At 46.4% G+C, this 14,951-nt stretch carries 12 protein-coding genes; 4 read left to right on the plus strand and 8 right to left on the minus strand.

Annotated elements, in window-relative coordinates; genetic code table 11:
* Positions 1-5: 5 nt before the first annotated feature.
* The 4 genes from oppC to ychE all read right to left on the minus strand — a co-directional run bounded on the left by oppC (position 6) and on the right by ychE (position 4,942).
* A complete protein-coding gene (oppC, locus tag D9734_RS16215; RefSeq protein ID WP_000979659.1) occupies positions 6-914 on the minus strand; it encodes an oligopeptide ABC transporter permease OppC in 909 nt (302 codons plus the stop codon).
* Positions 915-928: 14 nt separating this feature from the next.
* Complete coding sequence (gene oppB / locus D9734_RS16220; RefSeq protein ID WP_001516507.1) at positions 929-1,849, minus strand: oligopeptide ABC transporter permease OppB; 921 nt, start codon at positions 1,847-1,849, stop codon at positions 929-931.
* An 85-nt stretch (positions 1,850-1,934) separates the two neighbouring features.
* Entirely contained in the window at positions 1,935-3,566 is a 1,632-nt protein-coding gene (gene oppA, locus D9734_RS16225) for an oligopeptide ABC transporter substrate-binding protein OppA (protein WP_130208890.1), read from the minus strand.
* 728 nt (positions 3,567-4,294) lie between these two features.
* Positions 4,295-4,942: an NAAT family transporter YchE gene (gene ychE / locus D9734_RS16230; RefSeq protein WP_000616766.1), complete on the minus strand. Its 648-nt coding sequence runs from the start codon at positions 4,940-4,942 to the stop codon at positions 4,295-4,297.
* A 477-nt stretch (positions 4,943-5,419) separates the two neighbouring features.
* Here ychE and adhE point away from each other — a divergent pair, with 477 nt between their 5' ends.
* On the plus strand, positions 5,420-8,092 hold the full coding sequence (gene adhE / locus D9734_RS16235) for a bifunctional acetaldehyde-CoA/alcohol dehydrogenase (protein WP_130208892.1): 2,673 nt from the start codon (positions 5,420-5,422) through the stop codon (positions 8,090-8,092).
* A 318-nt stretch (positions 8,093-8,410) separates the two neighbouring features.
* Here adhE and tdk read toward each other — a convergent pair whose 3' ends face one another.
* A complete protein-coding gene (tdk, locus tag D9734_RS16240; protein WP_130208894.1) occupies positions 8,411-9,028 on the minus strand; it encodes a thymidine kinase in 618 nt (205 codons plus the stop codon).
* Positions 9,029-9,629: 601 nt separating this feature from the next.
* Between tdk and hns the strand changes: the two genes are divergently transcribed.
* Positions 9,630-10,043, plus strand: coding sequence for a histone-like nucleoid-structuring protein H-NS (gene hns / locus D9734_RS16245; protein ID WP_105289150.1), 414 nt, complete (start codon positions 9,630-9,632; stop codon positions 10,041-10,043).
* 143 nt (positions 10,044-10,186) lie between these two features.
* Here the strand turns inward: hns and galU are convergent, their stop codons facing one another.
* From galU to rssA, 3 genes are all read right to left on the minus strand, one after another.
* Complete coding sequence (gene galU, locus D9734_RS16250; RefSeq protein ID WP_130208896.1) at positions 10,187-11,095, minus strand: UTP--glucose-1-phosphate uridylyltransferase GalU; 909 nt, start codon at positions 11,093-11,095, stop codon at positions 10,187-10,189.
* 201 nt (positions 11,096-11,296) lie between these two features.
* Positions 11,297-12,310 carry a two-component system response regulator RssB gene (gene rssB, locus D9734_RS16255; protein WP_130208898.1) on the minus strand — a complete coding sequence of 338 codons (1,014 nt, stop codon included), beginning with the start codon at positions 12,308-12,310 and terminating at the stop codon, positions 11,297-11,299.
* Between the two features lie 86 nt (positions 12,311-12,396).
* Positions 12,397-13,308, minus strand: a complete 912-nt coding sequence (rssA, locus tag D9734_RS16260) for a patatin-like phospholipase RssA (RefSeq protein WP_130208900.1) — start codon at positions 13,306-13,308, stop codon at positions 12,397-12,399.
* 112 nt (positions 13,309-13,420) lie between these two features.
* Here rssA and D9734_RS16265 point away from each other — a divergent pair, with 112 nt between their 5' ends.
* Positions 13,421-13,879, plus strand: coding sequence for a YchJ family protein (locus D9734_RS16265; RefSeq protein WP_130208902.1), 459 nt, complete (start codon positions 13,421-13,423; stop codon positions 13,877-13,879).
* Positions 13,880-13,928: 49 nt separating this feature from the next.
* The gene (purU, locus tag D9734_RS16270) at positions 13,929-14,771 is read left to right on the plus strand and encodes a formyltetrahydrofolate deformylase (protein ID WP_130208904.1); all 843 of its coding nucleotides are present in this window, start codon (positions 13,929-13,931) and stop codon (positions 14,769-14,771) included.
* Positions 14,772-14,951: the final 180 nt, after the last annotated feature.

The following is a 14,951-nucleotide window of genomic DNA, read 5'->3' on the forward strand; positions in this document are numbered from 1 at the left end:
ACTCCTTAACGATCTTTCGGGTCGAGGGCATCACGCAAGCCATCGCCGATAAAGTTGAAACAAAACAGTGTCACCACAAGGAAACCTGCCGGAAATAGCAGCAACCATGGAGAGACTTCCATCGAGTTCGCGCCATCACTGAGCAATGCGCCCCAACTACTTAATGGCTCTTGCGTACCCAGTCCCAGGAAGCTAAGAAAAGACTCAAAGAGGATCATGCTGGGCACCAGCAGAGAGGCATAGACCACCACCACACCAAGCACATTCGGCACAATGTGGCGAATCACAATGCCGGGCGTAGATACACCGCCAACTTGTGCCGCCTCAATAAACTCTTTGCGCTTCAGACTAAGGGTTTGACCACGCACGATACGTGCCATGTCCAGCCAGGAAACCATCCCAATCGCTACGAAAATCAGCAGGATGTTTTGACCGAAAAAGGTCACCAGCAAAATGACGAAGAACATGAACGGAAAGGAGTTGAGGATTTCCAGCAGGCGCATCATTACGGAATCCACCTTGCCGCCAAGATAACCGGAAAGTGAACCGTAAAGCGTTCCTACGACTACTGCCACCAGTGCTGCAGCAACACCAACCATTAATGAGATGCGCCCACCAATTGCAACGCGCACCAGCAGATCGCGACCGGAAGAGTCGGTACCAAAGTAGTGACCAGATTCCATATCCGGGGCGCTGGACATCATCGCCCAGTCGGTGTCGTCATAGGCAAATTGCGAGAGCATCGGCGCCAGGATAACAAACAGTGCAATAAGCACCAGTACAATCAGACTGGCCACTGCTGCACGGTTATGCATAAAACGTCGACGTGCGTCCTGCCATAAACTGCGGCCTTCGACCTCCAGCTTTTCACTGAAATTCTCCAGCGTCTCGCTGTTTTTCTTACTTAACATCATCGCGAGCTCCAGTATCAGTAACGGATTTTCGGGTCGATAACCGCATATAGCACATCGACAATGGCATTGAACAAAATGGTTAAAGCACCAACCAGAATGGTCAGGCTTAACACCAATGAATAGTCACGGTTCAAGGCACCATTAACAAACAATTGTCCGATGCCCGGCAAACCGTAAATGGTTTCGATAACCATAGAACCGGTGATAATGCCAACAAATGCGGGTCCCATATAAGAAAGTACCGGTAGCAACGCAGGTTTTAATGCGTGGCGGAAAATAATGCGCCGCATGGGCAGACCTTTCGCGCGTGCGGTACGAATGAAGTTGGAGTGTAAAACTTCAATCATTGATCCACGGGTAATACGCGCAATACTGGCGATATAAGCCAGTGATAAGGCAACCATCGGCAGGATCATAAATTTCAGCGCCCCACCATTCCAGCCACCGCCCGGTAGCCAATGCAAAATGATCGCGAATATCATGACTAATAATGGCGCAACGACAAAGCTTGGTATAACCACTCCCGTCATAGCCAATCCCATGACGGTATAGTCCCATTTGGTGTTTTGTTTTAATGCGGCAATAACGCCAGCACTAACGCCCAGTACCACTGCGAGGAAAAATGCAGCAGCTCCCAGTTTTGCTGAAACGGGAAAACTGGATGCGACCAGGTCATTGACCGAATAATCTTTATATTTAAATGAAGGGCCGAAATCGCCATGAGCCAGTTGTTTCAGATAGCTGAAATACTGCGTCATGATGGGATCGTTAAGATGATATTTCGCTTCAATATTGGCCATTACTTCTGGCGGTAATGTACGTTCGCCGGTAAATGGACTTCCCGGCGCGAGGCGCATCATAAAGAACGAAATAGTAATAAGAATAAATAGCGTCGGAATCGCTTCCAGACAGCGACGTAGAATAAATTTTAACATTGCCGTACCTTCTGGCCTGTGCCTTCTGTAATGCGATAAAAAGCAGACACCGTGGAGCAGGATACACCTGCCCCACGCATTGCCATTAGTGCTTCACAATGTACATATTTCGGGTGTAGGTATTATCCAACGGATCTTTACCGGTATAACCCCCAACCCACGGTTTTACCAGACGCGCGTTCACGTAGTAATAAACCGGAACAATGGCCGAATCTTTATCCAACTGTTGCTCTGCTTTCGTGTACAGCGCCGTGCGCTGTGCCTCGTCTGTAGCTTTCAGGGTTTCCGCCATAATACTGTCAAAGGCCGGACTCTTATAATGCGCGGTGTTCATCGAACTGTTCGACAGCATGGTGTTCAGGAAGGAAGTTGGTTCATTATAGTCTGCACACCAGCCTGCACGGGCCACATCGAAAGTACCCTGGTGGCGGGTATCGAGGAATGTTTTCCATTCCTGGTTAACCAGTTTAACGTCCACGCCGATATTTTTCTTCCACAGTGAAGAGGCGGCAATCGCCAGCTTTTTATGCAGATCGGACGTGTTATATAACAGATTAATCGTTAGCGGTTTGTCTGCGGTATAGCCCGCTTCTGCCAGTAGTTTTTTCGCTTCTTCGTTACGTTTTTCCTGGCTCCAGCCAAACCATTCTGGTTGCGTCAGTTTTGCGCCATCGGTATATGGCGGCGTGTAACCATAGGCCGGCATATCGCCCTGCGCTTTGACTTTATTAACAATGATATCGCGATCCATACCCAGTTTCAGTGCGGTACGCACACGCACATCATTGAATGGCGGTTTCTGGTTGTTAATCTCGTAATAGTAAGTGCACAGGTATGGATCAACGTGAACTTCGTTCGGGATTTCTTTTTTCAGTTTCTGGAACAGTTCGATCGGCATGTTGTTATAAGTCATATCGATTTCGCCGCTACGATAACGGTTAACATCGGTAACTTCAGAAGCGATCGGTAAATAGGTCACCTGGTTAATTACCGTTTTAGCGTTATTCCAGTAGGTCGGGCTGCGCTCAAGAACGATACGTTCGTTAACAACCCAATCTTTTAATGTATAGGCGCCGTTAGTAACGATATTGCCTGGCTGGGTCCATTTTTCGCCAAATTTCTCAATAGCGGCTTTTGGCACCGGGGAAGTAGATGGGTGAACCAGTAACTTATAGAAGTACGGAACAGGTTCACTTAAGGTGACTTCTAATGTGTGGTCATCGAGGGCTTTAACACCGAGATCGGTAATTGGTTTCTTCCCTTCCAGTATTTCATCAATACCCGCAATATGCCCGTATTGTAAGTAGCTTGCGTAGGGAGAAGCGGTGTTCGGATCAACAGAACGTTGCCAGCTATACACAAAGTCTTGTGCCGTGACTGGCGTGCCGTCAGACCATTTCGCATCTTTACGCAGGTGGAACGTCCAGACTTTAGCGTCCTTGTTATCCCAGGATTCAGCCACGCCAGGGGCCGGATGACCATCAAGATCGCTAACCAGCAAACCTTCAAACAGGTCACGGCTGATATTAGACTCAGGAACCCCTTCAATTTTGTGCGGATCTAATGACTGAACTTCAGAACCATTGTTGCGAACCAGCGTTTGTTTTTCCGCTAGTGTGACTCCTGCGGGTACATCAGCTGCCAGTGCGATATTCCCTGCCATAAGCGCAGCCAGAACGCCTGCTGCCACTAAACTTCTCTTGGTGATGTTGGTCATTGTGTTTTGGACTCCCTCATTATAATTACTGGTTTTTACCAGCATGTGTAATCCCGGATTAGGATACCTGTACAGCTCGGAGACTTTTTGCTGCCAGGTTGCTTTATCGTTACTAATTGCTATCACCGACTTTATTTATTCTGGTGATTCAGATGACCACCTTATGTCGATTCTTACTGTGTCTCCCCTGTCGAGACACATTATTTTTTGCAGCGTCTTTTAATCGCAAATCATTCTCATTGCCAATAAAAATCGCCAAACGGTTGGCCGAAAAGTATCAAATGCCCTTCTTGCCCGCCAATACATTTTGCAAAATTGTTACGCAATTCTCTTTTACTAACCATACCAGTACGTATACCCCTCGTTATCCAATCAATAAAATAATTTAAAAACAAAGGGATATAACTAAAGAAAGCAATACTGCCTTTTCCGGTTATAGTCCAGATAGAAAATACGCACAATAATTTAACAAATGAATGCTATTTAGCACTTTTCTCTGCCAAAGCCAGTAGAATTACTAATATCATTTCAATTATTCTTCAGCAAGGCCCAGGATTATGATGTGATGAAAATAACATGATGTTGTGGATCGCCAGATAAGGATAGTCTTATAACTATCTGTAAAATGGGGATAAAATTATCTATTTCTTTTGTTAACTACGTTGGCTTGCAGTAAAAATAGTGATGAAAGAAACGGAGCATCATGACTCCGTTTCATATGAAAGGAATTAATTGAGCAGACCCGGGAAAATCCCTTTGATACCGTTGACGATAAATTCAATCCCTAATGCCATTAGCAAGAGCCCCATAATACGGGTAATGACGTTGATGCCAGTCTGACGCAGCACCCTCACCAGCCAGGGTGCCATGCGGAATAAACCCCAGCAACATAAAGCGAACAACGCGATTGCTACAAAAAAACCGAACAGATAACCAATGCTGTGATAACGCGTTCCCCATACGATAGTTGAACTGATTGCCCCTGGTCCTGCCATCAGAGGTAATGCGAGCGGTACAACGCCAATGCTTTCACGAATTGCGGTTTCTGATTTTTCTTGTTTGTTCTGTTTATCCTCGCCAAGCTTACCGCTGATCATCGACATTGCAATTGTCACGACCAGTATGCCGCCCGCGATGCGGAACGAATCAATAGATATTCCAAAAAGTTGCAGAATCGTGTCGCCGAGAAACAGTGCGATCCACAAAATAATGGCTACAGACAAGTTGGCGGTCAGATTTGTTTTGTTTCTCGCTGCCGCAGTCTGATAGCTGGTCATACTGATGAACACGGGGATGATCCCTACCGGGTTAACCAGCGCAAATAACCCGATGAAAAACTTAAAATAAACGGGAAAATCAAAAAGTGTCTGAATCACGGTTAGCTCCGAAGCAAAAGCCGGATAATGTTATCTTTAAACAAGGGTAAAAATACGTGCTGACAATACGCCTTTTGTCAGCATTTTTCACCTCCTAACTATCTAAAATTACTATCATTCATTATTGTTATCTAGTCGTACAAAACATGCTAAGGTAGCCAACAATTAATACTACAATTTATTAACTATTAGCTATTATGGCTAAAAGCGGAGCTGAAAGGTGTCAGCTTCGCGAGATTTTGATCTGGATCACTTAATCGGTACCCAGAAGTGAGTAATCTTGCTTACGCCACCTGGAAGTGACGCATTAGAGATTAATGACTCTAATGTTTAAACTCTTTTAGTAAATCACAGTGAGTGTGAGCACGAGTAAGATTTTGATTTTCAAAGGTTAAGCAAATCATCATCGCACTGACTATACTCTCGTATTCGAGCAGATGATTTACTAAAAAAGTTTAACATTATCAGGAGAGCATTATGGCTGTTACTAATGTCGCTGAACTTAACGCACTCGTAGAGCGTGTAAAAAAAGCCCAGCGTGAATATGCCAGTTTCACTCAAGAGCAAGTTGACAAAATCTTCCGCGCCGCCGCTCTGGCTGCCGCAGATGCTCGAATCCCACTCGCAAAAATGGCCGTTGCCGAATCCGGCATGGGTATCGTTGAAGATAAAGTGATCAAAAACCACTTTGCTTCTGAATATATCTATAACGCCTACAAAGATGAAAAGACCTGCGGTGTTCTGTCTGAAGACGACACTTTCGGTACCATCACTATCGCTGAACCAATCGGTATTATCTGCGGTATCGTTCCAACAACTAACCCGACTTCAACCGCTATCTTCAAATCTCTGATTAGCCTGAAGACCCGTAACGCCATCATTTTCTCACCACACCCGCGTGCTAAAGATGCAACCAACAAAGCTGCTGATATCGTTCTGCAGGCTGCTATTGCTGCTGGTGCACCAAAAGATCTGATTGGCTGGATCGATCAACCGTCTGTTGAACTCTCCAACGCACTGATGCACCACCCTGACATTAACCTGATCCTTGCGACCGGTGGTCCAGGCATGGTTAAAGCAGCATACAGTTCCGGTAAACCGGCGATCGGCGTAGGCGCAGGCAACACCCCAGTTGTTATTGATGAAACTGCTGATATCAAACGTGCAGTTGCATCCGTACTGATGTCCAAAACCTTCGACAACGGCGTAATTTGTGCTTCTGAACAGTCTGTTGTTGTTGTTGATTCTGTTTATGATGCTGTACGTGAGCGTTTTGCCACCCACGGCGGCTACATGCTGCAGGGCAAAGAGCTGAAAGCTGTTCAGGACGTTATCCTGAAAAATGGCGCGCTGAACGCAGCTATCGTTGGTCAGCCAGCTTATAAAATTGCTGAACTGGCAGGCTTCTCTGTACCAGAAAATACTAAGATTCTGATCGGTGAAGTGACTGTTGTTGATGAAAGCGAACCATTCGCTCATGAAAAACTGTCCCCGACTCTGGCAATGTACCGTGCGAAAGATTTTGAAGACGCGGTAGAGAAAGCAGAGAAACTGGTTGCTATGGGCGGTATCGGTCACACATCTTGCCTGTACACCGACCAGGATAACCAGCCGGCACGCGTTTCTTACTTCGGTCAGAAAATGAAAACTGCCCGTATCCTGATCAATACCCCGGCTTCTCAGGGCGGTATCGGTGACCTGTACAACTTCAAACTCGCGCCTTCCCTGACTCTGGGTTGTGGTTCCTGGGGTGGTAACTCCATCTCTGAAAACGTTGGTCCGAAACACCTGATCAACAAGAAAACCGTTGCTAAGCGAGCTGAAAACATGTTGTGGCACAAACTTCCGAAATCTATCTACTTCCGCCGTGGCTCTCTGCCAATCGCGCTGGATGAAGTGATTACTGATGGCCACAAACGTGCGCTCATCGTGACTGACCGCTTCCTGTTCAACAACGGCTATGCTGACCAGATCACTTCTGTACTGAAAGCAGCTGGCGTAGAAACTGAAGTGTTCTTCGAAGTTGAAGCTGACCCGACTCTGAGCATTGTTCGTAAAGGTGCAGAACTGGCGAACTCCTTCAAACCAGACGTGATTATCGCGCTGGGTGGTGGTTCCCCGATGGATGCCGCGAAGATCATGTGGGTTATGTACGAACACCCAGAAACTCATTTCGAAGAACTGGCGCTGCGCTTTATGGACATCCGTAAACGTATCTACAAGTTCCCGAAAATGGGCGTGAAAGCGAAAATGATCGCAGTCACCACAACTTCCGGTACCGGTTCTGAAGTTACACCGTTCGCGGTTGTAACCGATGACGCAACTGGCCAAAAATATCCGCTGGCAGACTATGCTCTGACCCCGGATATGGCGATTGTTGACGCCAACCTGGTTATGGATATGCCGAAGTCCCTGTGTGCTTTCGGTGGTCTGGACGCAGTAACTCACGCCATGGAAGCATATGTTTCTGTACTGGCTTCTGAGTTCTCTGATGGTCAGGCTCTGCAGGCGCTGAAACTGCTGAAAGAATATCTGCCAGCGTCCTACCACGAAGGGTCTAAAAACCCGGTAGCGCGTGAACGTGTTCACAGTGCGGCAACTATCGCAGGTATCGCGTTTGCTAACGCCTTCTTGGGTGTATGTCACTCAATGGCACATAAACTGGGCTCTCAGTTCCACATTCCGCATGGTCTGGCAAACGCCCTGCTGATTTGTAACGTTATCCGCTACAACGCGAATGACAACCCGACCAAGCAGACTGCATTCAGCCAGTACGACCGTCCGCAAGCACGTCGTCGTTATGCTGAAATTGCAGACCATCTGGGTCTGAGCGCTCCGGGCGACCGTACTGCTGCTAAGATCGAGAAACTGCTGGCATGGCTGGAAACGCTGAAAGCTGAACTGGGTATTCCGAAATCTATCCGTGAAGCTGGCGTTCAGGAAGCAGACTTCCTGGCAAACGTTGATAAACTGTCTGAAGATGCATTCGATGACCAGTGCACCGGCGCTAACCCGCGTTATCCGCTGATCTCCGAGCTGAAACAGATTCTGCTGGACACCTACTACGGTCGTGATTACGTAGAAGGCGCAACCGTTGCTAAAGAAGCAGCTCCGGTTAAAGCAGAGAAAAAAGCGAAAAAATCCGCTTAATCGGTAGCTCTGTATAACATCATAAACGGTCCCATTTGGGGCCGTTTTTTTGTTTCAGGCAAAGAACGGCTATGTAAACTCAAATAATCCAGCTGTATTAATTAATCATGTTTGCATTGTCGGAAAACGAGCACAACGCGAGATTGTCGACAAATAACTCTACCTCGTAGGTAATGAGGCATCGACGCACTAAAATCGTTCTGTGGTACGTTGAGTGATGATTAAGAATAGAGAAAGGATGATGACTCGGAAGAAGTTAGTAAAACGGACTGACAGGATAAAAGCGCCCTATTCACCCTGTCAGTAAAGAAAAATTTATTAGTCGTGCCGATGATTGTCCTGAATCGCCGTCAAAGAGCCGATCTCTAACGCTTCTTTATAGTGTTTACGGCAAACCGAGACGTAACGCTCATTACCACCAATAACCACCTGCTCACCTTCGTTATAAGGTCTACCCGCCAGATCAAGACGTAGCACCATGCTTGCTTTGCGGCCACAAAAACAAATAGTTTTTAATTCGACCAGTTTGTCTGACCATGCCAGTAAGTATTGGCTACCAACAAACAATTCACCGCGAAAATCGGTACGCAAACCATAACAAAGTACGGGTATATCGAGTTGATCGACAACCTCCGATAATTCATATACTTGTTGTCTGGTTAAAAACTGGCATTCATCAACAAGTACGCAATGAATTGTCTGCTGTTCGTGTTCCGCACGAATCTCATCAAATAATGATGAATTTTGGTTAAATAATTTTGCAGGTGATGACAAACCTATACGCGAGCTGACTTTCCCTGCCCCGAAACGATCATCAATTTCCGCCGTATATACGACAGTGCGCATACCGCGTTCCTGGTAATTGTATGAAGATTGCAACAATGCCGTAGACTTACCCGCATTCATTGCGGAATAGTAGAAATATAGCTGCGCCATCAGCCACAGGCCCTCAATGATATGAAATAAAGTTGGCAGGAGTTTATCATAATTCGTCAGTTTTACAGCGTAACAGTGAGCACAGAAGTAGTATATTCGTCATCCATTACGAATGACTGGCATAATCCTTCAGAGCTATCTTTACCACGGCCTTGCTTGTTATAAACGCGTAAATGACTCTTGGTAACTATTCACAATCTTTAACCTGTTGCGCACGTAATAACCCCAGTTGGCCTCTAGGAAAGAGCAATACGAAGTCCTTGCACTTATTGCGACTGTTCTACTTTTCATCATTCGCTTAATAGGGGATTTTCATAAACAGGGCTAATACCCAAGAGTGAAAAGGCTCCAGCGCATGTTAATCTCCACATAAAATGTGACATGAATCAGGAAGTTTTAACCTTAAGTGATGTGAAAGCATCGATGTAAATAGGGCTATATGCCACGTCATTTCTGGCTAATTTTATGAAAAGATATTTATTGTCGGTACGAAATAAAGAACATTTTTGAATTCCTTACATTCCTGGCTATTGCACAACTGAATTTAAGGCTCTATTATTACCTCAACAAACCACCCCAATATAAGTTTGAGATTACTACAATGAGCGAAGCACTTAAAATTCTGAACAACATCCGTACTCTTCGTGCGCAGGCAAGAGAATGTACACTTGAAACGCTGGAAGAAATGCTGGAAAAATTAGAAGTTGTTGTTAACGAACGTCGCGAAGAAGAAAGCGCAGCTGCTGCTGAAGTTGAAGAGCGTACTCGTAAACTGCAGCAATATCGTGAAATGCTGATCGCTGACGGTATTGACCCGAACGAACTGCTGAATAGCATTGCTGCTGTTAAATCTGGCACCAAAGCTAAACGCGCACAGCGTCCGGCTAAATATAGCTATGTTGACGAAAACGGCGAAACCAAAACCTGGACTGGCCAGGGCCGTACTCCAGCTGTAATCAAAAAAGCAATGGATGAGCAAGGTAAATCCCTCGACGATTTCCTGATCAAGCAATAATCTTTTCTTGATTCTGTTTGCTTAAAATCCCGCCATTGGCGGGATTTTTTATTGTCCGTTTTAAGACTCTCTGATAAGAATACGCTATAAAAAAACGGCATTGATCACTCAATGCCGTTTCGTAGAAAACATCGTGATAGATGTTACTTCTTAATGCCTATCTCTTCTTCAAGCCAGGCTTTAAATTCAGTACCCAGTGTGTTGTGGCGAATACCGTATTCAACGAAGGCCTGCATGTAACCTAATTTATTACCGCAGTCATGGCTCTTCCCTTTCATATGATAGGCTTCAACCGTTTCTTTTTCGATCAGCATATCAATCGCGTCGGTGAGCTGAATTTCATCACCTGCTCCCGGAGGGGTTTTTGCCAGCAGCGGCCAAATATCAGCACTGAGAACATAACGGCCGACAATAGCAAGATTAGACGGCGCTACATCTGCTTTCGGTTTTTCTACCACACCGACCATCGGTACACTTTCGCCAGGCGCTAAATCCACACCTTTGCAATCCACAACACCATATGCCGTCACATCAGCAACAGGCTCCACCATTATCTGGCTGTGGCCAGTTTCATCAAAGCGACGAATCATCTCTGCAAGGTTATCCTGCGATAAATCGGATTCATATTCATCCAGAATAACGTCAGGTAAAATAACAGCCACAGGTTCATCACCAACTACCGGATGGGCACACAATACTGCGTGTCCCAAACCTTTCGCCAGCCCCTGACGAACTTGCATAATAGTCACGTGTGGTGGACAAATGGACTGCACTTCATCAAGCAACTGGCGTTTTACACGTTTTTCCAGCATTGCTTCCAGTTCAAAACTGGTATCGAAATGGTTTTCAATAGAGTTTTTAGATGAGTGAGTGACCAGCACAATTTCAGTAATGCCAGCCGCAATACATTCATTCACGACGTATTGAATTAATGGCTTATCGACAAGCGGCAGCATCTCTTTCGGGATAGCTTTCGTCGCCGGCAACATCCTGGTTCCTAATCCCGCAACGGGGATAACGGCTTTTTTGACTTTCGTATTAATGGCAGCCATTTAAATTCTCCTGGACTGTTCGTGTATTGAACGTGTTCATATTTCTGTGTCGCATCCCAGTATATCAGTACCCTGACGAGGCCTGGTTCTGAAAAGGAGGCGAGTTAACATAATTAAGACAATTACTTAAACGAATGGCGACGATAATACCACCAGCCGACACCAGCGCGTAATGCAATTTTATCCCATATAATCGTTTGCTCATTCCGCAGACAACATCAAGCGCAGTCTTCCACCTGTTCCCCAAATTTGACATTGCCAGGCATCACATCGCTGGCTCAATTGATTCAAATAGGCGTTGCCTAACGTTCCTAACGGAACGCCATTACTGATTTGAATCTGGTGTTCACCAGCATTTAACGTTGCATTCAGGCCAGCGGAAACCAAAATGAGATTTTTTAATTCACGATGATAATAGCCGACTAATAGCGGGAACTGGCCAGGCAGATTGGCCTGCCGCAGTAAATGATTTACCTGCTTCAATAACGCTCCCAACTCTGGCAAACGCTGATTTTGGTGGGCAATCTGTTCCTGTAATAACCCATTAAACAGCGCGCGTAATAACAAGGCGGCAAGGACACCATTATGTCCGGCGCGAGTTACATCGAGACAATAAAAAGCCAGATCGTTTTCCGAAAGAGCTGCAATATCAAGCACCAGCCCCGGTTTATCAACGGCCACCAGTTGGCGATAATTAACCCGGCAATGGGAAATCACCTGCTGAACCGGAGGTTGTAATTCTTGCAATAATTTAGCAGCCGCAGTGGGATTATCCACCATCGCATCCCAGTCGCGAAAAAGCCTTTCTTCTTCCTCTACACGCGAATTAAACATACTGGGATAGAGACACGCAAAAACCATCTCGCGCAGACGGTTGAGATCTTTAACTGGTTTTAGCAAAACATCTTCCACGCCCAGACGTAACGCTTTCGCAATATCTGTCATGTTTTCCGTAGCGGAAATCACCAGGACTGGTGTTTGGTCACCCCGGTTGCGAATATGTTCCAATAGTTTCAGGCCGTTCATTCTCGGCATTGCAATATCACATATCATTAGATCGGGTGTGAAACCTCCCAGTAGCTCAAGGGCATCCACCCCATCAGCCGCCAGTACCGTTGTCGCTCCCAATGAGGAAAACCACGAATCCAGAAGCGAGCGAAATACCGCCTCATCTTCAACTATGAGAATCTGTTTTCCGACCAATGGCTGCGTCATGTTCTCTCCCCTGACTGGCTTTATTCAATAGTGGCATGCTATTGCCATCAGTGCCTGTCAGAATTAACTTAAGTGTAGATAAAAAATCAGGTCAAAACGTTAGTTCGAACTAGCGGTAAAAGCTCATCCATTTTCTTCTCAACCGCCAATTGTCCTGCCGAAATGGCAGCCTGCGCACGATGAAAATCGAGCGTGGAAATCTGTGGGCAAACGGGTTGAATCAGAATATCAGGCGGGTCCCCTGCCATACGGTTTCTTTTAAGGCGGTTTTCCAATACCTGAATAGAGGTAGTCATAATCTCTGTTGCTGTCGGTGCCGTGACGCCTCGACGCGCAGTAATACTACTTAGCCGCTCTTTCAGCCGCGCATGCCAGGGGAGATCATCTTCACTCTCGCCATTTTCAGCACCGACATTAAATGAAAGAAGATCTTGCTGCATTAAGTGAGCGTCGTGCTGGAGATCAACCGCAATTACGATATCTGCGCCCAACGCACGAGTAAGAGAGATAGGAATGGGATTAACGACTGCGCCATCAACAAGCCAGTAGCCGTTATGCGCGACCGGTGCCATCAAGCCCGGAATACTGCAGGATGCACGAATAGCGAGATGGAGATCACCTTCGGTAAACCATAATTCACGCCCTGTGCTTAGATTGGTGGCGACTGCAGCGAAGCGGCGTGAACAATTCTCGATTTCTGTTTCTGGCATTATTTCACGATATCGATTGAACACACGCTCACCGCGCAGCAGTCCACCGCGCTGCCAGGAGAGGTCCATCAGTCGTAAAACATCCCAATAGCTAAAAGAGGTAACCCACTCTTCCAGCGCAGATAATCGACCACAAGCATAGGCTGCGCCTACCAGCGAACCAATTGAACATCCTGCGACGATATCAATTTCAATGCCCATTTTTTTAAGCGCGTTAATGACGCCAATATGCGACCATCCTCGTGCAGCACCGGATCCCAGCGCCAGCCCTATTTTTACTTTTCTCATTGTTCCTGAAAGCGTCCCCTAGAATGCAGCCGTAGCCACATCGCTACCGCTCGGTTAACATAGTGCTACTCCGGCGGTTAAAACGCCGTTATTGTTTCCAGGGAGATTATTTGTGTCTAAGCTTTGTCCCTGTGGTAGTGCTGTCGAGTATAGCCTATGTTGCCACCCTTATGTGTCTGGTGAAAAGGTTGCACCAGATCCCGAACGTCTCATGCGTTCGCGTTACTGCGCTTTTGTGATGCACGACGCAGATTATTTAATTAAAACCTGGCATCCATCCTGTGGCGCCTCGGTGTTACGCGCTGAATTAATTGCCGGATTTGCACATACCGAATGGTTAGGTTTGACCGTATTTGAACGTTCATATCACGAAGGTGACGACGTAGGTTATGTCAGTTTTGTCGCTCGTTTTACTGAGAAGGGTAAATCCGGGGCGATTATTGAGCGTTCGCGATTTTTGAAAGAAAACGGTCAATGGTACTATATTGATGGTACACGTCCGCAGTTTGGTCGCAACGATCCCTGCCCTTGTGGTTCAGGTAAAAAATTTAAAAAGTGCTGCGGCCAATAAAGGTTGACGGTACGGTTTAGCAAACACTCTCAACAAGGTTTTTCCAGCAATGCATTCACTCCAACGTAAAGTTCTGCGTACTATTTGCCCGGATCAAAAAGGTCTGATCGCGCGTATTACTAATATTTGCTACAAGCACGAGTTAAATATCGTGCAGAACAATGAATTTGTTGACCACCGTACCGGGCGCTTTTTTATGCGCACGGAGCTGGAAGGTATTTTTAATGATTCCACCCTGCTGGCGGATCTCGATAGCGCATTGCCAGAAGGTTCAGTGCGTGAACTGAATCCCGCAGGTCGCCGCCGCATAGTCATTCTGGTGACTAAAGAAGCGCATTGCCTGGGCGATCTGCTGATGAAAGCCAACTACGGCGGACTGGATGTTGAAATCGCTGCGGTTATTGGTAACCACGAGACTTTACGTTCTCTGGTGGAACGTTTTGATATTCCGTTTGAATTGGTGAGCCATGAAGGGTTAAGCCGCAACGAGCACGATCAGAAGATGGCGGATGCCATTGAAGCGCATCAACCTGATTATGTGGTGCTGGCGAAATATATGCGCGTGCTGACGCCGGAGTTTGTCGCGCGCTTCCCGAATAAGATCATCAATATTCACCATTCGTTCTTGCCTGCGTTTATTGGCGCACGCCCCTATCACCAGGCTTATGAACGCGGCGTGAAGATTATTGGCGCAACAGCACACTATGTAAATGACAACCTGGATGAAGGTCCAATCATCATGCAGGATGTCATTCATGTGGATCACACTTACACAGCCGAAGACATGATGCGTGCAGGTCGTGATGTTGAGAAAAACGTATTAAGCCGCGCGCTTTACCAGGTTTTGGCACAGCGTGTATTTGTTTACGGTAACCGGACGATTATTCTTTAATCGCTGGCAAAATAGAACTGGTTGGCTTTAATCCGTTACGGATGAAAATTACGCAACCAGTTCATTTTTCTCAACGTAACCCTTTACAGCGGCGTGTCATTTGATATGATGCGCCCCGCTTCCCAGTGAGGGAGCAGGCCAGTAAAAAGCATTACCCCGTGGTGGGGTTCCCGAGCGGCC

It is taken from the genome of Escherichia sp. E14S1, from assembly GCF_004211995.1.
GTDB lineage: Bacteria > Pseudomonadota > Gammaproteobacteria > Enterobacterales > Enterobacteriaceae > Escherichia.